Here is a 24,724-nt window from a genome sequence, read left to right on the forward strand (position 1 = left end):
TGAAAAATTGACTAAACAGGCACTGCCATGTCAGTCATTCACGGAAAACGCAGTTTTTGAGATGTATTCGAAGAAGCGGAGGACGGAACAGGATCACCGGCCTCGGCAGGACGCTGATTTTGATCAGCACCGCTAAAACGAGAACCAGCAGACCGGGTAACAGCAGAAGGTTATCAAAATGAAGAGGTTGGGCGGAGAGCAGCGAGTGGGCGCTCAACTCGCAGGGGGACAACCCAGGGGAGGAAAGTTCCTGCGGGCTATGTTCAGTACTCAACGAGAGCGTGGCGGCTTTGACCTGCATGTGGTGCAGGATAGCGGCCCGCTGGGTCAGACAGATCAGCATGACAACACAGGCAACGAAAAGCAGCGCGAGGGCTCTCAGTTGCCTGTTTTTATGTTGAGTCGGACCGGTCAGGATAGTCATGGGCAATGAGAATAGTGAGCGTCGCCTCTGCGGGCAAGGGGCAATTTGTAAAGTAATGCCAACCGGCGCGCCGCTTCACCAGTAAGTCGCCCAACGCCTGACGCCCCTTTACCCGACCGACATCTCTACCCGCCTGCCCAATTTACGGGCTAAACCTTTTGCGCCGTCGCGCATTACCCGGTGATGATTCCAGCGAAAAACGGGAGCGGCCAGCGGCGCGAGCAGGTTCATCCAGCGGGTAGTGGTGCGGATATCCCAGTCATACCTGACGAGCGTGTTGCCCTCGTGCTCAGAAAAAGACCACACACCGCGCCCTTCCACCTCACCGCTGGCTTCCCCTTCCAGCAGCGAGAGGGGCTGAATGGTGAGCACGTGGATATCAAAGGTTAACCGATACGGAAGCGCCCCCTTCCAGGTATAGCGATGCAGGGCGCCAATTCCCCGGGCATCCCCTCTCTTTAGCTCGATAACCTGCTCCAGGCTTCCCCACCATTCGGGCCACACATCGGGATGCGATAAAATCGCCCAGACCTCCTGGAGCGAGGCCTCCACCCGCCAGAGTGTGGAAAAGGTATAATCAGCCATAGGGCACGCCTTCCAGTGATTGTCTCCTGCATTACGCTTCAGTATGTCGGATAACCGCTAAACGTGCAGGATTGACTGTGGCGGATTCTACATGAGATGCGCCGCCATCTGCCGGGCATCCTCTCCGGCCGGTAAACGGATCGGCGTATCCGGATCCGTTGCCATCTGCCAGATGGCTTTTGCCACATCCTCGGGTAAGGTTACGCTCGCATGCGCATCCTGCATGCCCTGAAAGACACGCTCGCTCAACGCGGCATACTCTGCGGGAATCGATCCCATGATCCGTTGCGCATTTTCGCCGAAACGGGTCGCAGGCGAACGCCCGGGCAGCACCAGGCCCACGCGGATATTAAACGGCGCAAGCTCAATTGCCAGAGATTCGGTGAACGCATTAACCGCCGCCTTACTGGCGGTATAGACCGCAAGCAGCGGCAGCGGTTGAAGGGTGACCGCAGACGTGACATTCACGATCACCCCTGAACGACGTTGTCTGAATTGTGGGAGTACGGCCCGGGTCATGGCGAGAGTGCCAAGCGTGTTGGTTTCAAAAATGTCTCTGACCGCCTCCGGGGAGACACCTTCCAGGGCGTTTAACATCCCCACCCCGGCGTTGTTGACCAGAACATCGATGTCGCCGGCGTCAGCGATCGCCCGATCTATGCTCGGCTGCGAAGTGACATCGAGGCTCAGGAGACGTAAACGCGCGCTCCCGGGAAGAAGATTCTCCTGCGGTGTGCGCATCGTCGCAATCACCTTCCAGCCCTGCTCAAGAAAATACCGTGCGGTTTCCAGACCAAAACCTGATGAACAGCCGGTAATCATAACCGTTTTCATAATCACTCCTGCGTGTGGTTTACCTGAGCACATAATAGACAGCCCTGACTGGACGATATATATTCAAACGTCCGTCATTCTTTAGCAGGAGTCCGGAAATGAGCGATCCGTTAGCCGAAGCCATCGCCATGTTAAAGCTCAAAGCGGTGCTGACAAAAACGGTGACCGGCGCGGGCGCCTGGCGGGTCCGCCGTTCGGATGAGGGGTTGTCATTCTATTGCGCTGTGCTTGAAGGGGCGTGCCGCCTTGAGCGCGAAGGCGATGAGCCCCTCACGCTGCATGCCGGTGACTTTGTTTTAATACCCGCAGCCTACAACTTTGCGTTGACGAGCCTCGTCCCGCCTGCTTCGCCAGGTGTCGATACTATCCCCATCGAAGTGGCAGAGAGACATTTCCGGCTCGGCGATCCCCATGCTGACCCTGAAATGCTGGCGCTGGTTGGTCACTGCATGTCTGAATCACCCGATGCGGGTTTGCTGGTTTCATTGTTGCCCGGGCTTGTGTTTGTGCGTGATGAAAAGCGTCTTTCGCTGCTGGTCGGATTGTTAAAGGATGAAGCCCAGGCGCAACGCTCCGGAAAAGCGTTCATGCTGGCGCGCATGCTGGAACTGCTCTTTATCGAGGCTATCCGCTCTGGCACATCCCTCGCCACGCCCGGATTAGTGCGTGGTCTGGCCGATCCCCGTATCGCCCAGGCGATACGGCTGATACATCAGGAGCCTGCCAGAAAATGGACGGTGCAGGCGCTGGCCAGTCGCTGCGCCCTCTCCCGCTCGATGCTGTTTGAGCGCTTTACGGAGATGACCGGGGTCACGCCGATGGGATACCTGCTCTCCTGGCGCATGACCCTCGCCATGCAACTGCTGTGCGATACCGGCGTCACGGTCGCCGAAGTGGCAGAGCGCACGGGTTACGGCTCCGCCAGCGCATTCAGCGTGGCGTTTACCCGCTATGTCGGTGTGCCGCCGGGGAAATATGCGCAGCATCGCGCGGCGGTTAAACATGTCGGGCTCGCCGACACCGGTTAATCACAGAGCGGGGATTGTCTGAGCTGGGCATCAATTTTCAGGCGGCTCTCCTCTGTCGCCGGGTTAAACACCAGCATCGCCAGATCCGGCCGCCCCTCCACCGCAAAGGTTGAGAATTCAAGCTCTATCGCGCCGGCCTGGGGATGATAGATACGCTTCACCCCCTCACCGTGACTGGCGACATCGTTGCTCTGCCACCAGGCAGCAAATTCCGGGCTCTGACGGGAAAGTTCGGCAATCAGGCTGGTGGTTTCCGGCGATGTTCCCGCGCGCGCCACGTCAGCACGAAACGCGTAAACCACCAACCGCGCCACCGCCTGCCAGTCATCCTGCGCCCGGCGTACTGCCGGATCGGTGAACAGGCGGCGCAGAACGTTACGCTCTGTTGCGGGCAGCCGCGCATAATCGGTTAAAACGCATGCGGCGGCGCGATTCCAGGCAATGACGTCCCAGGTAATGGTTTTGACGATGGCAGGGATGCTCAATGCATCCAGAACCCGCTGTAATCGTGGCGCGATTTCGGCAGAAACGGTGAAACGGGTGCCGGGCGGATGGCCGAATGCCAGCATAAACAGGTGCTCGCGTTCCGGTGAGGTCAGGCGTAGCCCGCTGGCGATACGGTTAAGTACCTCCCGCGACGGCGCGCCGCCGCGTCCCTGTTCAAGCCAGGTGTACCAGACCGGGCTGATACTGGCGAGCTGAGCAACTTCTTCACGGCGCAATCCGGGCGTGCGTCGCCTGCCCGGGCTAAAGCCAAAGGTGGCCGGATCGAGGCGTAAACGTCGCGCCCGTAGAAAATCGCCCAGTGACTGCATAGCAGTGTGCATCGTCGTCATCCTGTTAAGGTTTATACCCTGATAATGTCTCTACTTTTCTCGTCTGACTATAGCGCTACTCTGTTCCGGAACCCTACTCTGGAGGTGTGTTATGCGAGTTTTTCTTACCGGCGCAAGTGGCTTTATTGGCTCCCGGATCCTCACTGAACTGCTGGCGGCCGGACATCAGGTTACCGCGCTCGCCCGCTCGGAGAGCAGCGCGCAGGCGCTCAGGAATACGGGGGCGGAGGTTCATCGCGGAACCCTGGATGACCCCGATACGTTAGCGGCGGGCGCACAGCATGCGGAAGCGGTGATCCATACGGCTTTTGATCATGATTTTCACCGTTTCGTCGAGAACTGTGAAAAGGATCGGCGGGCTATCCATGCCATGGGCCAGGCGCTGAAAGGCAGCGATCGCCCGTTGATTATTACGTCAGGAACCGGCATGGGCGATGACACCGCCACGGCATTAGCGCAGGAAAAGCACTTTAACGCCGGGAACAGCCATCCCCGGGTGGCAACAGAAACTGAAGGCAATGCGCTGCTTGCTGAAGGTGTTAATGTGCAGGTTGTGCGTCTGCCACAGGTGCATGATACCCGGCGCCAGGGCCTCATCACCTGGTATATTCAGCACGCGATTGAGAAAGGCGTTGTGGCCTGCATCGGTGAGGGCGATAACCGCTGGTCGGCGGCGCACGTCAGCGATGTCGCCGCGCTCTACCGACAGGTGCTGGAGCGTGGCGAAAGCGGTCAACGCTACCACGCTGTTGCCGAAGAAGGGGTGCCCCTCCGGCAGATCGCAGAAATCATTGCCCGCAAGCTCGATCTGCCGTACATCTCGCTCCCCTCCTCAGAGGCTGAAGCGCATTTTGGCTGGTTCGCTATTTTCGCCGCCATAAACCTGCGCGCATCCTCCGCCTGGACACGTCAGCAGTTGGGCTGGCATCCCACCGGCCCCGGCCTGCTCGAGGATCTGGAGAATATGGATTACGCGCCGCTGTTATCCTCCCGCTAGCCATCCCGCCCGGTGTCACCGTTGTGACGCCGGGAAAACGCCCTACCGGTTATACGCCCAGTCAGCCGTTGTTAAGCAGCGCATTCGCGACCGAGCCGCCCTGCTGACCCGTCGCGCCAAAAACCAGAATCACAGAAGCGTTGTTCATTGTTGCGTACTCCCGAAAAAGGTTGGCGTGTCATTCGCCTCAGTCCAGCGATAGTGCCCATGTTCATCAACACTCAGCCAGCCGCAGGAGGAGCCAGCGAAATGGGCGCTACACCACAGGGCGTTATGTTCCGCACACCATGCCATCGCCCGACGCCGTGACTTTTCCGCCTCGTGATGGTCGCTGCAAAACACCGAATTCCATTCCGGGTGGCTAAACTGCCACGGTGAATGTGCAATATCCCCGGCAAAGAAGGCATATTCGCCGCCCGCGGAGAGGATCAACGCCGCATGATCGGGGCTGTGCCCGGGCATGGGGGTATAAGAAATTCTGCCGCTAAATACCGGCTGCGCGGCCACATCAACGGTTTCCAGCAGGCCCGCGTCAATCACCGGCAGCAGGCTGTCGAGCCATAAATTCCGGTAGCGTTCACTGTTTTGTACCCGAATAAGCTCTTTCTCAGAGCAGATATAACGCGCGTTGGGAAACATCGGCACCCAGCGGTTATCCCGCCAGAGAGTGTTCCAGCCAACATGGTCAGTGTGCAGGTGAGTCAGTAATACCAGGGTCACCTCTTCCGGCTTAATGCCCGAGGCCAGAAAATTCTCCAGGTAGCCTGTGTGCAATTGATGGTAAAACGGATTACCACCGCGTTCGCGACCATTACCGGTGCCGGTATCAATCACAATAATATCGTCGGGAGTACGTATGACCCAACTGTGGATCGACAGCGGTACGCTCTGACGGGCCCATTCTGCGTCTGCGGGCCGGAGATAATCAGGATATAACTCCGCTGTTGGTATTTTAATTTCTCGCTCCATGATCTTAAAAATAACCGTGTCGCCTATCCGGTAAGATTGCATAACGCCCTCCGCCTGTTCTCGGCATAGTTGATTTACCAGGTTGAGATTCACTATGCTGCTGGGATAACTAACATTCAAATTGATTAACATGATGAAGAAAATCATTGAAAATGATTTTAACCGGATAGATTTGAATCTCCTGACGGTGTTTCTGGTGTTATACCGGGAAGCGAGCGTCACCCGTACCGCAGAGGTGCTGCATCTTGGGCAACCGGCCATCAGCGGGGCGTTGAAAAGACTACGGGAGATGTTTGATGACCCGCTGTTCGTTCGCGCGGCCCGGGGGATGCTGCCGACACCGCGCGCCGAAGCCTTGATGGTTCATATGCAACCGCTGATGGAAAACCTGCATACCGTCATTTTTGGCGCTCAGGACTTCTCTCCCGCCACGGCAAAACGGACCTTTCGCCTGGGCATAAGCGACTGGAGCGAGCACTGGCTGATGCCGGATCTCCTGCCCGCCATCGCCCATCAGGCACCTGGCGTGGCGCTGCATAGTCTCCCCGCCGATCCCTTTCAGGTACGTCGATTACTGGAGGAGGATGCCATTGATATTGCCGTTTCGCTGAACAAGCAGAGCACGGGAGAGATCGTGAGCGAGCCCGTCATGACAATGGGCGTTTCGACGCTCTGGTCAGCAGAGCAGATCCCCTGTGAAGGGCCCTTGTCGGTAAACGACTTTATCGCTTATGAACATGTTATGGTGTCGTATCGCGAATCAAGCCACAGTGAAATTGACCGGCAGCTTGCCAGCCAGGGGTTGCAGCGGCGCGTGCGTTACGTGACGGCCAATTTTTCCACCTTTCCTCTGCTGTTAACCACGATGCCCGTTTTCGCCACGGTTCCCGACGGACTGGCCCGACGATGGCAGCAGCATTTTGCTTTACGCACCAGCGCCACGCCCGTGAATTATCCCTCGTTTACGTTGTGTCTGTTGCGCCACAAGCGCCGGGCGCAGGATCCGGCGCTGAACTGGCTGGTGGAGCAGTTAAAAAGAGCCATACAGCGCGTTTAAGCCCCCCTCACAGGTTGTTGCAGCACCGCGCGGCTCCAGTCATAAAATGCGCGCACCGAAGGCGGTAAATACCTGTTTTGCGGATAGACCAGCGAAAGCGGCAAATCAAAAGAGAGGTTATCCATGCAGGCGATGAGCGCGCCGTTTTGCAGGTAAGGCGCAACCAGATAGCTGGCGACACGGATTACCCCAAGCCCCTGTATACCGGCCTGAATATAGGCGTCGGTATCATCGACAACCAGCGTCTCCTTCATCCGGATCGCGCAATCGCCCTCCTCAAGGGTAAAAAACCAGTCGGTGGTGCGTCCGGTGCGATGGTTGAGATAGCCAACGGCGTAATGCCTTTCCAGATCATCAATATTTTCCGGCTTACCATGGGCGGCAAGGTATGCCGGAGAGGCCAGAACCACCCACTTAAAGTTCGCGAGAGGTCGAGCCACCAGCGTGGTTGAATCGTCGATTCTGCCGGTACGAATCACGCAGTCATACCCTTCCTGAATGATATCTTCGACGTTATCGCTGGAACACAGGATCAACTCCAGCTCAGGATACAGCTGCAGAAACTCCGCTAGCCTCGGGAGAATGCAGTGCCGGGCCAGCGACTGCGGCATCCCCACCTTGAAACGCCCTTTGGGCTGCGCCGCCCGGCCAGGAAAAGAGGATTCTATGGCGGCAATATCAGCCAGCACGCGTTTGCACTCCTCATAGTACCGTCGGCCATCGGCGGTCACGCTGAGTGTGCGGGTGGTTCGCTGCAGAAGCTTGATCCCGAGCCAGGCTTCCAGATCCTTAATCACGCGGGATACCGTTGAACGCGGCAATCCCATCGCTTCGGCTGTCCTGGCGAAGCTATGGGTATCCACCACGCCGACATAGACCTGCATTGCTTCCAGCTTATCCATATTGCCCTCCAGACCGACTGATTATGCCATTTTCACGAACAGTCTAACCCGTCCTCAGCCTCTTATCGCATAAACCACCCTGCCATAAAATGGCCTTAATCGCAGCAAACAAGCTGCTGACAAAGATGAGGAATAAAAATGACAGAGCGCAATGTTAATCAGGGCGAAAAAGTATTGGTGCTGGGAGCGGGACAACTGGGCACCGCCGTACTGGATTTTCTGATCCCGGCAGTCACACGGCGAAACGGCAGCGTCTCGATTATCGTCTCGCCCGGGTCACTGGATCAACAGGGCAACCTGCTGGCCGATGATCATCAGCGACTGGCTGATTCAGGCGCAACATTTATGGCCGTTGACGTTGCAGCCAGTACGATTGAATCGTTAAAACCCCACTTTGCTGGCTTTGATACGGTGATCAACTGCATGGGTTTTATCGCCGGTGCAGGCACCCAGATAAAAATTACCCGCGCGGTGCTGGAAGCGGGCGTGAGACGCTACTTCCCCTGGCAGTTTGGCGTTAATTACGATGTGGTCGGCAAAGGAAGCGGCCAACCCGTCTGGGACGAGCAGTATGAGGTCAGAACCCTGTTGCGGGAACAGCGCGCGACGGAGTGGGTGATTGTGTCAACCGGTATGTTTACCAGCTTTCTCTTCGAACCGGCGTTTGATGTGGTGAATTTAGCCAACAGAACCCTTCATGCTCTCGGAGGATGGGACACCCAGGTCACCGTGACCTCACCCGCGGATATTGGCCGGCTGACCACTGCGATCTATTTGCAGCAGCCGCGTATCGTCAACGAGGTGGTCTTTGTCGCGGGGGAAACGACCTCCTATGGCAAACTGGCGGAAACGGTTGAACGCGTCACAAAACAGACCTTCGCGAAAAGCGTATTCACGCTGCCCGCCTTACAGGAAGAACTGCGTTTACAGCCGGATGATCCGATGCTGCGCTATCGCGTCGCCTTTGCCCGGGGAGAGGGAGTGTGGTGGCCGATGAGTGAAACCTGGAATGCGCGGAACAATCTGCCCACGCAGGATATTGCCTCCTGGCTCAAAACGGCCATTTAACGTTTGTCTTCCGGCCTCAGGCGCTGGCTTTAGCCAGCCGCCTGTCACGCCCCGGCGGCACGCCATACATCCGGGCATATTCCCGGGTGAACTGCGACACGCTGGCATAGCCTACCCTGTAGGCCGCCTGGGCAATGGCAGTTCCTTCTGTCAGCATCAGCCGACGGGCGTGGATCAGGCGCAGCTGTTTCTGAAACTGTAACGGCGAGGTGGTGGTGATAGCCCGGAAATGTTGATGGAACACGGAAACGCTCATTCCCGCCACGCCGGCAAGCTCTTCAACGCTTATCGTGCGGGTAAAATCCTTACGCAAAACCGCGACCGCGCGGCTGATGCGTGCGGAATAGCTCTCTGCTGCGCCAAGGGCACGGATAGCCGCCCCGTGTACGCTGCGAAGTAGCCAGTAATGCAGCTCTCTGCGTAATCCCTCACCCAGGACCGCCAGCGCAGGCGGGTCGTCAAACAGTCTTGCCAGCCGGTAAGCGGCATCCGCCACCCCGGCATTCATTGGTTCAATGCCGACGTAAGGCCCGTCACCCTGCCCTGCGGGTGCCAGCGCCTGAAGCTCACGCAGGATGGCAGTATCCAGCTCGAGCACCAGGGAATAGTAGGGATGGCGAAGGCTGGCCTGGGTAATCTGGCTGATCGTCGGCACATCCGCAGCAATCACCATCGCCTCGCCCGGGCCATAGTCAAAACGTTCAGTACCGGTCGTGACGCATTTGCGTCCCTGCAACAGCATCGCAATCAGCGGTTTGTTGATGGCCGCCTGCAAATCGCCGGGATGCAAAGCCCGGACAATCGTCAACCCCGGAACCGGCGTAGCAGCAACCCCGCTACGGTCAGCGTGCGTATCAGCATAGCGGCGGCAAAGCTCGAACAGTGCAGCAGGCATAGGATCCTTTCGGGCAAGTTTTTTAACGATAGTATGTGATAACTGGCGACAGAACACCCCCCTGGAAGAGAAATGGGCAAAACTTCACAAGGATCGGGCAATGGCCACAGAGGGGCTTCTCCTACTGTAGTGATACCACTCAACAGACAGGAGCTGTCATGAATAAAATCGCACTTATCACCGGCGCCAACCGTGGCCTCGGCCGTCGTACCGCCCTCGCCATTGCACAACAGGGGGGTGATGTCATTGTCGCTTACAGAGGAAACACCGAGCAGGCTGAAGCGGTTGTCGCGGAGATCCGCGCGCTGGGACGCAAAGCGATTGCCCTCCAGCTTGATATGGCGCAGACGGCAAGTTTCCCGCGCTTTGCTGAAACATTGCGCACGCAGCTTGCTGAAGTCTGGGCGCGCGACACCTTCGATCATCTGATTAACAACGCCGGTCACGGTGAGTTTGCCACCCTTACTGATACCACCGAAGCACAGTTCGACGGGTTGTTCGACGTTCACGTCAAAGGGGTGTTTTTCCTGGTGCAGGCGCTGCTCCCGATGCTGGCCGACGGCGGGCGGATCGTTAACTTTTCGTCCGGTTTGACCCGGGTTTCCTACCCGGGATTCTCGGCCTACGCCGCGGCAAAAGCGGCGGTTGAGATGCTGGGCGTGTATATGGCCCGCGAGCTGGGCGGGCGCGGTATCACCGTCAATACCGTCGCGCCAGGGGCCATTGAGACCGATTTCGGCGGCGGCCTGGTGCGCGACAACGCCGATGTTAACGCACAGTTTGCCGCCATGACCGCGCTCGGGCGTGTCGGCATTCCCGACGATATCGGACCGATGGTCGCCAGCCTGCTGCGTGACGACAACCGGTGGGTGACCGCCCAGCGTATCGAGGTGTCGGGCGGACAGACCATCTGATCCCCACGCCATAAGAACCGGGTCTGGCCTCAGCGCGGAAGTAACGGCGCCAGGGCCAGCCCCGCCAGGCGCACGGTCTCCTGCAGACGCGCCAGACTATCCCCTGCCCGTGCTTTCGCCGACAGTCCCGCCATCAATGTGCTGATAAAGTCGGTCAGCCGAACGGCTTCGTGCGGATAGTATTGGGCAATATAGGCCCGGATAGTCTCTTCCGCGGCAGTGTGCAATTCGCTTGCCGCCTCGCGCGCAGGCCGATCGTTGCAATGGATCCCTTCCAGCACCAGGCACCCGGCCGCCGCCGGATCGTTCACATAGCGTTTTGCCGCGTCGTGCAGAACATCCATCAGGCACTGCACCACCGGGCGGTCGTGACGCAGGAGTTCAGTAAAGGGGATCGCGCCAGTATGGCTATACCGCTCCAGCACCCGGGTGTAAAGCCCCAACTTGCTGCCAAAAGCGGCATAGAAGCTGGGGGGATTAATGCCGAACGCCTTCGTCAGATCGGCCACACTCACCGCGTCATAACCCTGCGAGTGAAAGAGGTGTTGGGCAGTTTCAATGGCCTGCTCAGGATCGAACCGGCGAGGTCGTCCTGGGGTACGGCTCTTTTTTGTAGTGATCACTACATTACTCCTTGACGGCACGCGTAGCCGACGCATATTGTAATGACCACTACAATATCATAAGGAACGTTTTATGGCTGCACTGCAAAAGAGATCGGTACTGGTTTTAGGCGGAAGTCGTGGCATTGGCGCGGCTATCGTCAGGCGCTTTGCCTCCGAGGGTGCATCGGTGGTGTTCAGCTATGCGGGATCGCCAGACGCCGCCGCGCAGCTGGCCGCTGAAACCGGAAGCGTGGCGGTACAGACCGACAGCGCCGACCGGGATGCGGTGATAAAACGGGTGCGTGACAGCGGGCCGCTGGATGTTCTGGTCGTCAACTCAGGCATTGTGCTCTTTGGCGATGCGCTGGAGCAGGATAGCGACGCCGTCGATCGCCTCTTCCGGATCAACATTCACGCGCCTTACCATGCCGCGGTTGAGGCGGCCCGGCAAATGCCGGACGGCGGACGCATTATTGTCATCGGTTCTGTGAATGGCGATCGTATGCCCATTCCGGGGATGGCCTCGTATGCGGTCAGTAAATCGGCACTGCAAGGACTGGCGCGCGGCCTGGCGCGTGACTTTGGCCCACGCGGGATCACGGTTAACGTCGTACAGCCCGGCCCCATCGATACCGATGCGAATCCAGAGAATGGCCCCATGAAGGAGCTGATGCACAGCTTTATGGCAATTAAACGACACGGGCGTCCTGAGGAAGTGGCGGGCATGGTCGCCTGGCTGGCGAGCCCGGAGGCGTCATTCATTACTGGCGCCATGCACACCATCGACGGCGCCTTTGGCGCATAATCCTTCAGAGGGAGGGGTCAGCGAGGCGCTTGACGAAGCGCTCGGAATAATGTTTGCCGGCGGTAATACGCAGGATAAATCAAAGCATCATCATCATTTCATGCCATGCCATCCCGCCGTGATCGGACTCCGACGGCCTGATATAGCGGTAGCCAAAATGGGCGTACAGATCGACATGGCGATCTTTACACATCAGGTGAATGGTCTTTTTATGCATTGCCTTCATGCGTGACACGAATTCACGCATCAGCAATGACGAATAGCCTTGTCCCTGAAAATCCGGATGTACCACCACGGACATGATTACTGCGTTTGGGGCATCCGGATCGTGGCCCACCAGTTCTTTAAACGCTTTGTCGGACATCACCACGTCCCATGCACAGCCCGCATTAATGAATCCAATGACTTCGCCCTCCAGCGTTATGCACAGAAAGCCTTCCGGGTAGCGATTAATGCGGGTTGCAATTTTTTCGCGCGTTGCCGCTTCATCCCCTTCATAGGACATCCTTTCAATCTCATGGCAACGATCAATGTCAGCTGCGGTTGCCTGGCGGAATACCGGGGTAGTCATATTTTTGCCTCTTCGTCATGTTGTGGGCGACAGAATACCTTGTTCCCGGCATGTTTGTGCTGCATGTTATGCAATAATAAACTGCATAATATGCACTTAACCGGATTCCGGGAAAATATGTATTCACCCCTACGTAAGCTCGATATGAATCTACTGCTGGTTTTCGATTCACTCTACCGGCACGGTAGCGTCACGGCTGCCGCCAATGAGCAAGCGCTTAGCCCTTCGGCGCTGAGCCATGCCCTGAACCGCCTGCGGGTCGCGCTTGCAGATCCGCTGTTCGTGCGTACCGGCGGTCGGATGGTGCCCACGGCCAAAGCGGAAAGCATCGCGGCGAAGATTTCGGGGGCGTTAGGCAGCCTCTCTTCCTGCCTGCTCGAGTCTGGGGATTTCGAAGCGGAAAAAAGCCGGGAGACATTCACCTTTGCCGTAACGGACTACACCGCCGCGGTGATCCTGCCCGCGCTGGTGGCACGGGTCAATCAGCTGGCGCCAGGCATCACCCTTAAGCTTGTCTATTCGCGGGATTTTAATGCCGATGACGATCTGCTGTCGGGTAAGGTCGATTTTGCCCTGGGGTTCGAAGAGGAGCAAAAGCCCTCCCGACGCGGCATCGAATCCATGACCTGTTTTACCGATGACTATGTCGTTGCCGTGCGCCGTGGTCATCCGCATATCCAGGATTTGCTGACGCAGGAAGGTTACCTGAGTGCCGGGCATGTGGTGGTGCGCCCGTGGCTGGAAAGCCGCGGGATGATCGATCGTTATCTGGAAAGCCAGCAGGTACGTCGCCTGATCGTCGTGGAACTTCCCAGTCTGATGATCGCCCCTCTGATTGTTTCCCAGTCCGATCTGGCGATCACGCTGCCCAAAAGAGGAATAGCGTCGATCTTTGATATGAAAAACCTGATGGTTTTTGCTCCCCCTTTCCCGACACCGCAGTACATCCTGAAGGCCTATTACAGCCCTACGCTGGGTAACTCACCCGGACATGTGTGGATGAGGGAGCAAATTCTGGCGATATGCGATCGGTAAGATCCGGTGTATGCAGCCTAATCCGCCGACTTCACGATATAGGTCACCACGCCAAAGATATCGAGCGACTCTTCGCTGCTCACGAGGATGGGCGAATAAGCGCTGTTCATCGGGTTAAGCTGTACCCGGGGCCGGAGCTGCAGGCGTTTTACCGTAAATTCCCCCTCCACCGCGGCGATAACAATATCCCCGTGCTGCGCCGTTCTGGCGCTGTCGACAATCAGCAGATCGCCGTCGCCGATCCCGGCGTCAATCATCGAATCCCCGGCCGCTTTCACAAAGTAGGTCGAGTTGGGGTGCTGAATAAGTAATTTGTTTAAATCGATACGCTGTTCAACATAGTCCTGGGCCGGACTGGGAAAGCCGCACTGCACCACATCGCTGAAAAGGGGGAGCGCAATCACCTCGCGCAGCGCTGAAAGTTGGTAAAACTCCATGATTCGTTCCTCGAACACTGTTTTTATATACAGTAGTCGTGGCGCGAGGCGCAATCAAGTCGCAGGCCGACAACGGCGGTTTATTACTTAACCGCTTCGCTTACAAGTGATTATTGCAATTAGAAATATTTGTTTTGTAAATGTTTTCTGGTCTGGAGGTCTTCAAACAGGCTGATGAAAGATACAGAGGGTGCGGGCACGCTCCCGCTCCTCTGCCATCAGTTCGGTGATATCGCCAGGCCGCCCGCGCATTGCCCGGCGGCGCTTCGCTTGCACGGGCCTACAAAACCCGCTCTGCCACCTCCTGCAACGCATCCCGCTCCGCCCCCGCCAGCGTCTGCAACGGAAAAGGCAAACACGGCGCCGCAGCCCTTCCCCGCAGCTCCGCCATCGTCGCGATCACCCGCAAACTCCCGTAGCGACGGAAGAATCCCCATAACGGCTCCAGCGCGCCGTTAAGCCGCCGGGTCTCCTCCACATCCCCCTGCAGCGCCGCCTGCGTCAACCGCAGGCAATAATCCGGGAAAAGTCCGGCCAGCACCGAGTACCAGACGTCGCACCCTGCCAGCAGACCGGCAGCCGACTGCGCATCACCGCTGATGCCAATCGTCACCCCCGCCGCCACCTGGCTTTTCAGCTTCGCCACACGGGCTAAGGCGTCAGCCGGATCGGCAGGCAGATCGCCGAGCTTGATGGAACCCATGTTGGGTAAAAACGACAGCGCCTCCAGCAGTTCATCATTAAATTCAAAGCCGCTGGTCGCCGGGTTGTCGTAGATACAGAGCGGAACGGAAATTTCACCGCAGAGGCGCTCGTACAGACGGAACACTTCCTCCGCCGTCAGTTTCTGGTAACAGAGCGGGGCCAGCAGCAGACCGCTCACCCCGGCCTTTTGCGCATCCTCTCCCAGTCTCACGATCTCTTCTGCGTTGACGCTGCCGATACTGGTCATCACCGGCACGCCCGCGGCGGCACTCACCGCCAGCCTTGTGGCGGCGAAACGCTGCTCCCGGGTTAAGTAGGCGTAACTCCCCGTGGAGCCCAGCGCGCCGATGGAATTTACCCCCGCTGCCGCCAGCGCCTCAATCAGCGCAACAAAGGCGTTTTCATCAATCTCCCCCTTTACCAACGGCGTGAGAGAAAATGCGCTCAGACCTGTCAACATCCTGAATCCCTTATAAAATTAGCGGCCAAATTTTCGTGATTCCACGACATAAAGAATCACGTCAAAGATGATAAATACCATTAACGGGCTCACCCTCTCATGCAGCAGCGTGGCGGGAGCCCCAGCCCGAAAAGCCTGTCCCATGCAATGATGCAGGCATTGTCAGCAGAGCGGCAACCACCATGAAAGGTAGTGCGATAATCAGCGCCCGGCTGATCACCTGCCAGCCACCCGATTTACGGGCCATCGCGGGCATTGAGCCTGAGCAGAGCCGCTAAGACTTATCTTAAATTCCCTCAGAAAGGGAATTATTTTATGAATCTGCAAACACCCTTTACCACCCGGAAATTATTCGTCAGATATATAAGAAATGCTAACTTATTTATTAGCGAGGATATATTCCCTGGAGCCGGTGAAAAAATAAAATTTGTTAGCCATGAGCAAGGAAAAAACGCATCGGGAGGCTTATTGACGTTTGTTCCGTTCTGTCTAGATTTATTTGTGCACGCATTTGAGGAAGTTAATTTTCCTTAAAAGTATTCTCAACGAAAAACTGGAGACAAGTTATGGCTAATCATCGAGGCGGTTCCGGCAATTTCGCAGAAGACCGGGAGCGTGCATCCCAGGCGGGCCGTAAAGGCGGACAGAGTAGCGGCGGTAACTTTAAGAACGACCCGCAGCGGGCATCCGAAGCGGGAAAAAAAGGCGGACAAAATAGTCGCGGTGGCGGACGCAAACCCGCAGCGTAATCCGCTGCGATATATCTTCCGCTAACGGCGATATGTCAGACAATATATTCATGGACGTACCGAGCGGCAATTTTGCCACACCATGCAAACGCAGCCCGATATATTATACGGAGGTTAGAGTATGCATTTGAGACGAAGAGTTCGTAACGCACGCAATAATCATCGCACCCGTGATGATGTTGGCTGGATAATTCCGGAGGATGCAGAGTGTACGCGTTCGCCGGATAGCGGCGGCCCGGCGCTCAATATCATCAAGCGTGATGACGCTGACCGTGAAGTGAGGCTCAGTCAGCGTCAGTCGTACCTGGTCAACGCCATGGCGCACCGCGATCTGAAGTAATCAGCTGTTAAGTGATGCAAATTTGTTGTGTTTATTTTTTTGCCCGGCCTTCCCCGCCGGGCTTTTTTATGCCGCCCCTAGCGACGCAACGGCAATCCGGCGCTCTCTTTCGCCCGTAACACCGTCAGGAAGGTGATCAGGGCGGCCATCATGACAAACAGCGCGGGGGCGAGCGGATTGCCACTCTTCAGAACCAGCCAGGCCGAGAACCACGGCGTGATACCGCCAAAGAACGCCACCGCCACGTTATAGGCGATAGCGATACCGCCAAAGCGAATCCGGGTAGGAAACAGCTCCGCGATAGCCGCGCAGCAGGCCCCGTCAAAGGCGGCAATGCAGATCCCCAGCAACAGCATCGCCAGTAGCGCGGAGACGACATCGCCCTGCGCCATCAATCCCATGGCAGGCCAGCTCAGGAGGATAAACCCCATGCAGCCCGCCAGCATCAGCGGCCTGCGGCCAAACCTGTCCGACAGATACCCCATAAAGGGCACCATCACCGCCACAGCTAACAGCCCGAGCGTGGTAATAAGGTATGCCTGCTGCGTCGGAAAGCGCAGCGCCGTCGTCAGGTAGCCGGGAATAAAGGCCTGTAGCATCCAGTGCCCCACCGCCTTGATGACCACAAAACCGATGCAGAAGCCCAGCGCGCGCCGCTCGGTGGTGACCGCCACCTGCAGCGGGGCGGCCTCGGTTTTATGGCTTTGCTTCAGCGCCAGGAATTCGGGAGAGTCTTCAAGATGGGTGCGCAGGTAGAGGCCAATCCAGCCCAGCGGCCCGGCGAGCAGGAAGGGAATGCGCCAGCCCCACTCTTTCATTGCCGCCTCTCCCAGCACCGTGGTGAGCAGCAGCACCAGGCCAGAGGCGGCAACAAAAGCCAGAAAGCCGAAGTTATCGATCCAGCTGGTAAAGTAGCCCCGGCGGCGGGCGGGAGCATATTCCGCCAGAAAGGTGGTGGCTCCTGCGCTTTCGCCCCCGGCGGCAAATCCCTGAACCAGACGCACCAGCACCAGCAGCACCGTGGCGAGAAGCCCCACCTGCGAATAAGTGGGCAGCAGTCCGATCAGAAAGGTGGCGCCCGAGGTCAGCATGATCACCGACGCCAGCACCCTCCGGCGTCCGATGCGGTCCCCGAGGGAGCCAAACCACAGCCCGCCCAGCGGACGCATCACAAACCCGGCGCCAAAGACCGCGAACGACGACAGCAGCGCCAACGCCGGATCGTCAGCCTGGAAAAAGTGCAGGCCAATAAACGCGGCCAGCGTGCCGTAAAGCCCAAAATCGAACCATTCAACAAAATGGCCGACACCGGTGGCAAACAGCACTTTGCGCAGCTTACGGGACACAGGATCCCCTTAGCGTTTTTTCGGCATCATGCGCAGGAGGGTATTGTCTTTCCAGTAGTAGTGGTGAAGCAGCGCGGCAAAGGCGTGGATCCCGATAACGAAATAGCCCAGCTTCGCCAGGGTGACGTGCCACGCTTTCAGCGTGTCCACGAGATCAAAATTGGACTCGGCGGCGTGCGGCATCCCTAGCCCGAACGCAAACCAGGTATTGCCCCGGTTATACATCATCACCAGCCCAATCAGCGGCAGCGCAATAAACAGCAGATAGATGGCGAGGTGCCCCAGATGCGATAAGCCGATATACATCGGTTTTGGCTTAGGCACAATCGGCGGCGCGGGATACTTAAGACGCACCAGCAGACGCGCGACCATCAGCACCAGTACAGAGATGCCGCATGAAACGTGGACCATATTGATCAGTGGGCGGTCGCTGCGGGGGAACCAGCCGCGAAACTCCATGGCACAGTAGGCCACGATCACCAGCAGAAAAACCAGCCAGTGGATCGTGATTTGCAGGCCGGTGTATTTATTGCGCATAGTCTTTCCTGAACAGAAGGCTAAAAAACGTAAAATAACCCAGCTTCAGTTAAAAATTCATTATTTATTCTCCCCGACTTTTCAAAAACTTCCGTGCAGATGAGCCATCTTCAATTGCCTCGCTGGGCTTCATGGTCTAATCCTGGATGAGTTCAACGTCCCGTACATCACACAGGAGAAGATCATGAGTAAGATTGGCATTAACGGTTTTGGTCGTATTGGCCGACTGGTTCTCCGTCGGTTGCTGGAAACGCAGGACAGTAATAGCGTGGTGGCGATTAACGATTTGACGTCGCCAAAAGTGCTGGCCTACCTGTTAAAACATGACTCTAACTATGGCCCCTTCCCCTGGAGCGTCGACTTCACTGAAGACGCGCTGATCGTCGACGGGAAATCCATTTCGGTTTACGCCGAGAAAGAGGCGAAAAACATCCCGTGGCGATCTGCGGGCGTGGATCTGGTAGTGGAGTGCACCGGGTTCTACACCTCGCAGGAGAAATCCCAGGCCCATCTGGACGCGGGCGCCAAAAAAGTGCTGATCTCCGCCCCGGCCGGCGAGATGAAAACCATCGTCTTTAACGTTAACGACGACACCATCGAGGCCAGTGACACCATTATCTCTGTCGCCTCCTGCACCACCAACTGCCTGGCCCCGCTGGCGAAAGTGCTGCACGACGCCTTTGGCATCAAGGCGGGCACCATGACCACCATCCACGCCTATACCGGCACCCAGGCGCTGGTGGATGGGCCGCGCGGCAAGGATCTTCGCGCCTCCCGCGCCGCGGCGGAAAACATCATTCCGCACACCACCGGCGCGGCGAAGGCCATTGGGCTGGTGATCCCCGCCCTGAGCGGCAAGCTGAAAGGCCACGCCCAGCGCGTGCCGGTTAAAACCGGCTCCGTCACCGAGCTGGTCTCTATTCTGGATAAAAAAGTGAGCGTGGATGAGATCCATCAGGCGCTGAAAAAGGCCACTGAGGGCAACGAATCCTTCGGTTATACCGACGAAGAGATTGTCTCGTCCGATGTGATCGGCAGCCACTTTGGGTCGATATTCGATGCCACCCAGACCGAGGTCACCGAGGCGGGCGATGTCCAGCTGGTGAAAACCGTCGCCTGGTACGACAACGAATATGGTTTTGTCACCCAGCTGGTGCGGACCCTGGATAAGTTCGCGGCGCTGTAATCACCCTGCGGACAGCCAGGCTGCCCGCAACCTGTGAAACTGTTCAGGTTTTCATTCCGTTAACCCTGCTATAACAAACGCTTTCCAGAGAGGGAGCGTTAACATGGAAGCACTCAGCCGCGAAACACTCGAACAGAATATGGCCCACGCTGTTAGCCGTTCGGCCACCTTTACCATCTGGCCCGATAATGAAGCCCCGGGCGCGCAGACCAGCGACGCCGTCTTTACCCCGGAACCCCACCACACCGGTACCTCCCACTTTGATCGCGCCGTCACCGGCATCCGCGCCCCGGAGATAACCGTCTATACCCCGAGCAAACCTAACGGGGTGGGTATCCTGGTGACACCGGGCGGGTCATACCGCCGCGTGGTGCTGGATAAAGAGGGCAGCGCGCTGGCCTCCTTCTTTAACGCCCGCGGCTACACCCTGTTTGTGATGACCTACCGCATGCCGGGGGATGGTCATGAAGAGGGGGCCGACGCGCCGCTGGCCGACATCCAGCGCGCCATGCGGGTGATCCGCGCCAGTGCCGGGGAGTGGCAGCTGGATCCGGCGCGGATTGGAGTGCTGGGCTTCTCGGCGGGCGGTCACGTGGCGGCGAGCCTCGGTACCCGCCATGACGAAACGGTATACGCCCCGCTCGACGCCGCCGACGCGCTATCCGCCCGTCCGGCTTTTATGGCGCTGGTCTATCCGGTGATCACCATGCAGGGCGAACACTACCACCCGGGCTCGCGCCTTGAGCTGATGGGTGACAACCCTGGCGAAGAGCTGATCCGCCGCTATTCGCTGGAAGCGCGCGTCACCCGCGATGCCCCGCCGACCTTCCTGCTGCATGCCGCCGACGACCCGGCGGTGAAGGTCGAGAACAGCCTGGCGATGTTTACCGCCCTGCGCCGCGTTGGGGTGCCGGTTGAGATGCATCTGTTCGAGCGCGGGAAACATGGATTCGGCATCCGCGATGCCCAGGGGCTGCCGGTGGCCCTCTGGCCGGAGCTGATGATGAACTGGATTGCGACGAAGGTGTAAGCGGAAGGGTGCAGTCTGGATGCCGGGTGGCGCTGCGCTTACCCGGCCTACAAAACCGGCAAACGGCATCGGACACGTAGGCCGGGTAAGGCGAAGCCGCCACCCGGCAAGCCTCGCGCCACCCGGCGTCTCTATCACGACTGCAAATAGACCACCTGGGTCTGCAAATACTCGTGCAGACCGTGTTTGCCATCCGCTCCACCGATCCCCGATTTACGCCATCCCGCGTGGAAGCCCTGCATCGCTTCAAAGTTCTCGCGGTTGATGTAGGTTTCACCGAACTTCAGCCCTTTAATGGCCTTCATCGCCACGTTCAGATCCCGGGTATAAATCGAGGATGTCAGACCATAATCGCTGTCGTTGGCCATCTTCAGCGCCTCCTCCAGGGTGTCAAATACCACCACTGGCAGCACCGGTCCGAAGGTCTCTTCGTGCATGATGCTCATCTCCTGACGCACGTCCAGCAGCAGCGTTGGCGGATAGAAGTAGCCCTTCCCTTCCACCGCTTTGCCGCCCAGCACCACTTTCGCCCCCTGCTCTACCGCCAGCGCCACCTTCTGCTCAACACGCGCCAGCGCCGCGGCGTTGATCAGCGGGCCCATGGCGATGTCGTTACGCTCGGCCGGGTTGCCAAACTGCACCGCTTTCATCGCCTCGCCCAGACGGTTTGCAAAGCGGTCGTAGATGCCCTTCTGCACATAGACGCGCTCGGCGCAGTTACAGACCTGTCCGGTGTTGATCACCCGCGAGTCGACAATCGCCTTCACCGCCAGCTCAAGATCTGCGTCGTCCATCACGATAGCCGGGGCTTTACCGCCCAGCTCCAGGCATACTTTGGTGATGTTCTTCGCGGCGGCGGCCATGATTTTCTCACCTGCGGCCACGCTGCCGGTCATGCTGACCATCGCCACTTTCGGGTTGCCCGCCAGCTCCTGGCCCACGGTTTCCCCGCGTCCCAGCACCAGGTTAAAGACCCCTTTCGGCAGGCCGATCTCGTCGACGATTTTGGCAAAGGCGATGGCGTTATTTGGAGTGAATTCGCTCGGCTTAATCACGATGGTGTTGCCGGTCAGCAGCGCAGGCGCCAGCTTGCGGGCAATCAGGAAGAAGGGGAAGTTCCACGGCAGGATGCCGGTGGTAACCCCCAGGGCGCGTTTGAACAGCAGGATGTTTTCGCCCGGACGATCGCTCTGGATAATTTCGCCCTCGTAGCGGCGGGCCCATTCCGCCATGTAGTCGAGATAGTCGGCGGTGAAGGAGACCTCAACCTCCGCGAGCTGCTGGATCTTACCGCCTTCAGCAACAATCAGGGCGCTAATCTCACTGGCGCGCTCGCGAATGCCTGCCGCGATTTTACGCAGCCAGCCTGCGCGCTGGATGGCAGGCAGCGCCTCCCAGGCCTCCTGGGCGCGTTCGGCTGCGTCAATCGCCTTGCGGGCATCTTCGGCACTGCCGTCGGGAATACGGGAAATGACCTCTTCGGTGGCCGGATTGATGACATCAATCCAGGCATCACCCTGCCAGGCTACAAACTGTCCATCGATATACATAGGATGTTGTACGGGTACTGTCATGACTCGCTCCTGTAATTACACTGTTTTTAACAAGTAAAATTATTGTTAAAAACTACAGTTCCCGATCCTCAATCCCAGCGTATCGCGCTGTTTTTGTGAGATATCTCATAAAAGAAACGGGTCAGCAGGAGGAAAACATTACATTCCGGCAACAGAGAGTTGCCCGTTTGCGTCAAACTCATCGCAAACGGGCAACGCGTTACAGCAGCGCGCGGCTGGCCAGCGCTTCGGTGAGCACCGCATCATGACGCAGGATCTGCCAGGCGGCCTCTACCTCGGCAGGAATATCCACATGCACGATAAAATCGCGGCCAAGCGGACCGTAGCCATTGATGTCATCCCGCAGGCGCGGGAGCTCGCCCAGCACCAGCGACAGATAGCGCTCGACGGGCCACAGCCCCTCGCCGCCGCCGCGGAACACCAGGCCCTCATCACTGTTTTGCAGCTGCGGCACAATGCCGGGATGGCTGGTCCACGACGGGGCATCTGGCTTATCGCGCCAGACGCGGGCAAAGGTCGCCATGGTCCGCCGCTGCATGGTCGGGTCCTGCACCACAATCCCGCGCGTCACCCTTAGCTGATGATGGAGGATCGTCGCGGCGCTGAAGCGGGCATTTTCACCGCAGTTGGTGGATTGATCTTCAACCAGCAACCGCTCCGGCGGAATATGCCAGAACTCCCGGGCGATCTCCGCCAGAATGGTGGCCTCGGCTTTGCCGGTGGTGCGCACCTTGTTATAACGCGGATGCTGCGCGATGGCGGCGTATAAGAAGGTGGTGGAATGGCCTATCCCGCCGCTGATCAGCAGCGGCACGGCAAGCTCCGATGCCAGACGGCAGGCTGCGTCGATGGAGGGGATCACCGCATTACCGGCCAGCACCACCAGATCCGGCTGTAGCGCGGGCGGATTGTAAGGCAGATTGTCTTCAGCGAGCCAGGCGCCGACTGTATTGACCGCAGACAGGGTTTTATCCGGCAGAGACGGGAAGATTGTGAGACTCATCGTTACCTCCTTCCAGCAAGTAAGTTCAGGGTAACGCGCGGGCCGTCGGTTAACAGAGGATCCCTCTGAAAGCGAAATCGGCAGTTACCTTATAAGAATAGTCATTAAACTGAAATAACCAGAAACGTCCAAAAATCAGGCGGTTGCACCTGCATTATATGCTGTAACTTAGGCCATTAAAAAAATTAAGCGCCAGAAATATCGCCATTAAAAGCAGTGATTGCTGCTTATTTCAGCGTGATCTGACCAGTTTTCACCTCGTCCTGCTTGCCAAAAGTAACAGCTCTCCCTAAGTTGCTTAACAATTCGACAACCTTTTTTCCTTTCTGGGTTGCACCCGAAGCGCGCCGGGTGTCACCCGCTTCATCATCCACTGGGCGGGATCACGGTATGACACAACAACACGAAAGCAGTACCGCAGTTTTACGCAAAAATAAAAAGGTGCTGGTCGCCAGCCTCACCGGCAGCGCCATTGAATGGTTTGACTATTTTCTTTACGGCACAGCCGCGGCGCTGGTGTTCAACAAGATCTTCTTCCCGATGGTCGACCCGGTCATCGGCCTGATTTTGTCCTATCTCTCGTTCTCGTTAACTTTCTTTATCCGCCCCATCGGGGGGGTGATATTCGCCCACATCGGGGATCGTATCGGGCGCAAAAAAACGCTGGTGTTAACCCTATCGTTGATGGGGGGTGCAACCGTGATGATTGGGCTGTTACCTACCTATGAGCAGATTGGCCTCTGGGCCCCGGCCCTGCTGATCCTGATGCGCATTATTCAGGGAATGGGAATTGGCGGCGAATGGGGCGGTGCTCTGCTGCTGGCTTATGAGTACGCGCCGGAGAAGCGTAAAGGTTTCTTCGGCAGTATTCCACAGGCGGGGGTGACCATCGGCATGCTGATGGCGACCTTTATCGTCTCGCTGATGACGCTGTTCAGCGAAGAGGATTTCCTCTCCTGGGGCTGGCGTATTCCGTTCCTGCTGAGTTCGGTGCTGGTGCTGCTCGGCCTGTGGATCCGTAAGGATATCGACGAAACGCCGGAGTTTAAAAAGGTGAAATCCTCCGGCAAGGTGGCCAAAGCTCCGCTGCGCGATACGCTGAAATACCACTGGCGCGAAGTGCTGATCGCCGCCGGGCTAAAAGTGGTTGAGACCGCGCCCTTCTACATCTTCTCCACCTTTGTGGTCAGCTACGCCACTACCACGCTCAGCTATCAAAAATCGCAGGCACTGGAGGCCGTGACCCTCGGGGCGCTGGTCGCCACCATCATGATCCCGCTGATGGGATTGCTGTCGGATAAGGTTGGTCGCCAGCGAATGTATGCCGTCAGCGTCTTTGTCCTCGGCCTGTTTATCGTGCCGTGGTTTATGCTGCTCAACACCGGCACCACGTGGGGCATCGTGCTGGCTACCGTCATCGCTTTCGGCGTGCTGTGGGCGCCGGTCACCGCGGTACTCGGCACCCTCTGTTCAGAAATTTTCACCGCCAACGTGCGCTACACCGGCATCACCCTCGGCTATCAGCTGGGCGCAGCCCTGGCGGGCGGCACCGCGCCGCTGATTGCCACCGGCCTGCTGGCGAAATATAACGGCGACTGGGTGCCGGTGGCCTGGTATCTGGCGGTCACAGTGACCATCTCCCTGATTGCGATCTTCTGTGCCAGCCGGGTTAAACGCGCCCCGGTCATCAACGCACAAACCCACGAACTCTGATCCCCAGGCGGCCAGCACTTGCTGGCCGCTGTCATACTTACCGCTCACATTTGATTAACCCGCTATTATCATATTCACTTGAAACAGACTTTGCGTCAGACGTAGAATCATTAGCCCAC

The 24,724-nt window shown here is 57.8% G+C and carries 27 protein-coding genes and 1 pseudogene; 12 read left to right on the forward strand and 16 right to left on the reverse strand.

Annotated elements, in window-relative coordinates:
- Positions 1-34: 34 nt before the first annotated feature.
- The 3 genes from GNG29_RS11765 to GNG29_RS11775 form a co-directional block, all read right to left on the reverse strand.
- Positions 35-424, reverse strand: a complete 390-nt coding sequence (locus GNG29_RS11765; protein ID WP_197431802.1) for a copper-binding protein — start codon at positions 422-424, stop codon at positions 35-37.
- Between the two features lie 108 nt (positions 425-532).
- Positions 533-1,009: an SRPBCC family protein gene (locus tag GNG29_RS11770; protein WP_156654586.1), complete on the reverse strand. Its 477-nt coding sequence runs from the start codon at positions 1,007-1,009 to the stop codon at positions 533-535.
- Positions 1,010-1,096: 87 nt separating this feature from the next.
- Positions 1,097-1,843, reverse strand: a complete 747-nt coding sequence (locus tag GNG29_RS11775; RefSeq protein WP_156654587.1) for an SDR family oxidoreductase — start codon at positions 1,841-1,843, stop codon at positions 1,097-1,099.
- Positions 1,844-1,941: 98 nt separating this feature from the next.
- On the opposite strand from GNG29_RS11775, the gene GNG29_RS11780 reads away from it, so the two are divergent.
- The gene (locus GNG29_RS11780) at positions 1,942-2,871 is read left to right on the forward strand and encodes an AraC family transcriptional regulator (RefSeq protein ID WP_103179759.1); all 930 of its coding nucleotides are present in this window, start codon (positions 1,942-1,944) and stop codon (positions 2,869-2,871) included.
- Here the strand turns inward: GNG29_RS11780 and GNG29_RS11785 are convergent.
- Positions 2,868-3,698 (reverse strand): helix-turn-helix transcriptional regulator, encoded by an 831-nt coding sequence (locus GNG29_RS11785; RefSeq protein ID WP_156654588.1) that lies wholly within the window; start codon positions 3,696-3,698, stop codon positions 2,868-2,870. The two genes, GNG29_RS11780 and GNG29_RS11785, sit on opposite strands and share 4 nt — an antisense overlap.
- Before the next feature lie 100 nt (positions 3,699-3,798).
- On the opposite strand from GNG29_RS11785, the gene GNG29_RS11790 reads away from it, so the two are divergent.
- Positions 3,799-4,704 carry an SDR family oxidoreductase gene (locus GNG29_RS11790; RefSeq protein WP_103179760.1) on the forward strand — a complete coding sequence of 302 codons (906 nt, stop codon included), beginning with the start codon at positions 3,799-3,801 and terminating at the stop codon, positions 4,702-4,704.
- 64 nt (positions 4,705-4,768) lie between these two features.
- Here the strand turns inward: GNG29_RS11790 and GNG29_RS11795 are convergent.
- Positions 4,769-4,852 (reverse strand): annotated as a pseudogene (locus GNG29_RS11795) (NmrA family NAD(P)-binding protein); the annotation flags it as partial.
- Positions 4,849-5,715, reverse strand: a complete 867-nt coding sequence (locus GNG29_RS11800; protein ID WP_156654589.1) for an MBL fold metallo-hydrolase — start codon at positions 5,713-5,715, stop codon at positions 4,849-4,851. The gene GNG29_RS11800 and the pseudogene GNG29_RS11795, both read right to left, overlap by 4 nt.
- A gap of 91 nt (positions 5,716-5,806) precedes the next feature.
- On the opposite strand from GNG29_RS11800, the gene GNG29_RS11805 reads away from it, so the two are divergent.
- Positions 5,807-6,730 carry a LysR family transcriptional regulator gene (locus GNG29_RS11805; protein WP_103179761.1) on the forward strand — a complete coding sequence of 308 codons (924 nt, stop codon included), beginning with the start codon at positions 5,807-5,809 and terminating at the stop codon, positions 6,728-6,730.
- Here GNG29_RS11805 and GNG29_RS11810 read toward each other — a convergent pair.
- Positions 6,727-7,632 carry a LysR family transcriptional regulator gene (locus GNG29_RS11810; RefSeq protein ID WP_156654590.1) on the reverse strand — a complete coding sequence of 302 codons (906 nt, stop codon included), beginning with the start codon at positions 7,630-7,632 and terminating at the stop codon, positions 6,727-6,729. The genes GNG29_RS11805 and GNG29_RS11810 overlap by 4 nt on opposite strands.
- A 138-nt stretch (positions 7,633-7,770) precedes the next feature.
- Between GNG29_RS11810 and GNG29_RS11815 the strand changes: the two genes are divergently transcribed.
- A complete protein-coding gene (locus tag GNG29_RS11815) occupies positions 7,771-8,700 on the forward strand; it encodes an aromatic alcohol reductase (protein WP_156654591.1) in 930 nt (309 codons plus the stop codon).
- 16 nt (positions 8,701-8,716) lie between these two features.
- On the opposite strand, the gene GNG29_RS11820 is transcribed toward GNG29_RS11815, so the two are convergent.
- A complete protein-coding gene (locus GNG29_RS11820) occupies positions 8,717-9,595 on the reverse strand; it encodes an AraC family transcriptional regulator (RefSeq protein WP_103179764.1) in 879 nt (292 codons plus the stop codon).
- Positions 9,596-9,753: 158 nt separating this feature from the next.
- On the opposite strand from GNG29_RS11820, the gene GNG29_RS11825 reads away from it, so the two are divergent.
- Positions 9,754-10,509, forward strand: coding sequence for an SDR family NAD(P)-dependent oxidoreductase (locus GNG29_RS11825; protein WP_156654592.1), 756 nt, complete (start codon positions 9,754-9,756; stop codon positions 10,507-10,509).
- A 29-nt stretch (positions 10,510-10,538) separates the two neighbouring features.
- Here the strand turns inward: GNG29_RS11825 and GNG29_RS11830 are convergent, their stop codons facing one another.
- Positions 10,539-11,129, reverse strand: coding sequence for a TetR/AcrR family transcriptional regulator (locus tag GNG29_RS11830; RefSeq protein WP_156655483.1), 591 nt, complete (start codon positions 11,127-11,129; stop codon positions 10,539-10,541).
- Between the two features lie 76 nt (positions 11,130-11,205).
- On the opposite strand from GNG29_RS11830, the gene bdcA reads away from it, so the two are divergent.
- Positions 11,206-11,919 carry an SDR family oxidoreductase gene (gene bdcA / locus GNG29_RS11835; protein WP_156654593.1) on the forward strand — a complete coding sequence of 238 codons (714 nt, stop codon included), beginning with the start codon at positions 11,206-11,208 and terminating at the stop codon, positions 11,917-11,919.
- A gap of 79 nt (positions 11,920-11,998) precedes the next feature.
- Here bdcA and GNG29_RS11840 read toward each other — a convergent pair whose 3' ends face one another.
- The gene (locus GNG29_RS11840) at positions 11,999-12,490 is read right to left on the reverse strand and encodes a GNAT family N-acetyltransferase (RefSeq protein WP_156654594.1); all 492 of its coding nucleotides are present in this window, start codon (positions 12,488-12,490) and stop codon (positions 11,999-12,001) included.
- A 117-nt stretch (positions 12,491-12,607) separates the two neighbouring features.
- On the opposite strand from GNG29_RS11840, the gene GNG29_RS11845 reads away from it, so the two are divergent.
- On the forward strand, positions 12,608-13,525 hold the full coding sequence (locus GNG29_RS11845) for a LysR family transcriptional regulator (RefSeq protein ID WP_197431803.1): 918 nt from the start codon (positions 12,608-12,610) through the stop codon (positions 13,523-13,525).
- 17 nt (positions 13,526-13,542) lie between these two features.
- Here the strand turns inward: GNG29_RS11845 and GNG29_RS11850 are convergent, their stop codons facing one another.
- Positions 13,543-13,962 (reverse strand): translesion error-prone DNA polymerase V autoproteolytic subunit, encoded by a 420-nt coding sequence (locus GNG29_RS11850; protein WP_103179769.1) that lies wholly within the window; start codon positions 13,960-13,962, stop codon positions 13,543-13,545.
- Positions 13,963-14,242: 280 nt separating this feature from the next.
- Positions 14,243-15,127, reverse strand: a complete 885-nt coding sequence (locus GNG29_RS11855) for a dihydrodipicolinate synthase family protein (protein WP_156654596.1) — start codon at positions 15,125-15,127, stop codon at positions 14,243-14,245.
- Between the two features lie 566 nt (positions 15,128-15,693).
- Here GNG29_RS11855 and GNG29_RS11860 point away from each other — a divergent pair.
- Positions 15,694-15,876 (forward strand): general stress protein, encoded by a 183-nt coding sequence (locus tag GNG29_RS11860; RefSeq protein WP_103179772.1) that lies wholly within the window; start codon positions 15,694-15,696, stop codon positions 15,874-15,876.
- 121 nt (positions 15,877-15,997) lie between these two features.
- The gene (locus GNG29_RS11865; protein WP_103179773.1) at positions 15,998-16,216 is read left to right on the forward strand and encodes a hypothetical protein; all 219 of its coding nucleotides are present in this window, start codon (positions 15,998-16,000) and stop codon (positions 16,214-16,216) included.
- Positions 16,217-16,293: 77 nt separating this feature from the next.
- Here GNG29_RS11865 and GNG29_RS11870 read toward each other — a convergent pair whose 3' ends face one another.
- Positions 16,294-17,562, reverse strand: coding sequence for an MFS transporter (locus tag GNG29_RS11870; RefSeq protein WP_231736490.1), 1,269 nt, complete (start codon positions 17,560-17,562; stop codon positions 16,294-16,296).
- Positions 17,563-17,571: 9 nt separating this feature from the next.
- Positions 17,572-18,099 carry a cytochrome b561 gene (gene cybB / locus GNG29_RS11875; RefSeq protein ID WP_103179774.1) on the reverse strand — a complete coding sequence of 176 codons (528 nt, stop codon included), beginning with the start codon at positions 18,097-18,099 and terminating at the stop codon, positions 17,572-17,574.
- A 184-nt stretch (positions 18,100-18,283) separates the two neighbouring features.
- Between cybB and gap the strand changes: the two genes are divergently transcribed.
- Entirely contained in the window at positions 18,284-19,285 is a 1,002-nt protein-coding gene (gene gap / locus GNG29_RS11880; RefSeq protein ID WP_103179775.1) for a type I glyceraldehyde-3-phosphate dehydrogenase, read from the forward strand.
- Positions 19,286-19,388: 103 nt separating this feature from the next.
- Entirely contained in the window at positions 19,389-20,315 is a 927-nt protein-coding gene (locus tag GNG29_RS11885) for an alpha/beta hydrolase (RefSeq protein WP_156654597.1), read from the forward strand.
- 134 nt (positions 20,316-20,449) lie between these two features.
- Here GNG29_RS11885 and aldA read toward each other — a convergent pair whose 3' ends face one another.
- Positions 20,450-21,889 (reverse strand): aldehyde dehydrogenase, encoded by a 1,440-nt coding sequence (gene aldA, locus GNG29_RS11890; protein ID WP_156654598.1) that lies wholly within the window; start codon positions 21,887-21,889, stop codon positions 20,450-20,452.
- Between the two features lie 199 nt (positions 21,890-22,088).
- Positions 22,089-22,892, reverse strand: coding sequence for a YdcF family protein (locus GNG29_RS11895; RefSeq protein WP_156654599.1), 804 nt, complete (start codon positions 22,890-22,892; stop codon positions 22,089-22,091).
- 390 nt (positions 22,893-23,282) lie between these two features.
- Here GNG29_RS11895 and GNG29_RS11900 point away from each other — a divergent pair, with 390 nt between their 5' ends.
- Positions 23,283-24,605, forward strand: a complete 1,323-nt coding sequence (locus GNG29_RS11900; protein ID WP_103179779.1) for an MFS transporter — start codon at positions 23,283-23,285, stop codon at positions 24,603-24,605.
- Positions 24,606-24,724 lie beyond the last annotated feature (119 nt).

It is taken from the genome of Leclercia sp. Colony189, from assembly GCF_009740165.1.
GTDB lineage: Bacteria > Pseudomonadota > Gammaproteobacteria > Enterobacterales > Enterobacteriaceae > Enterobacter.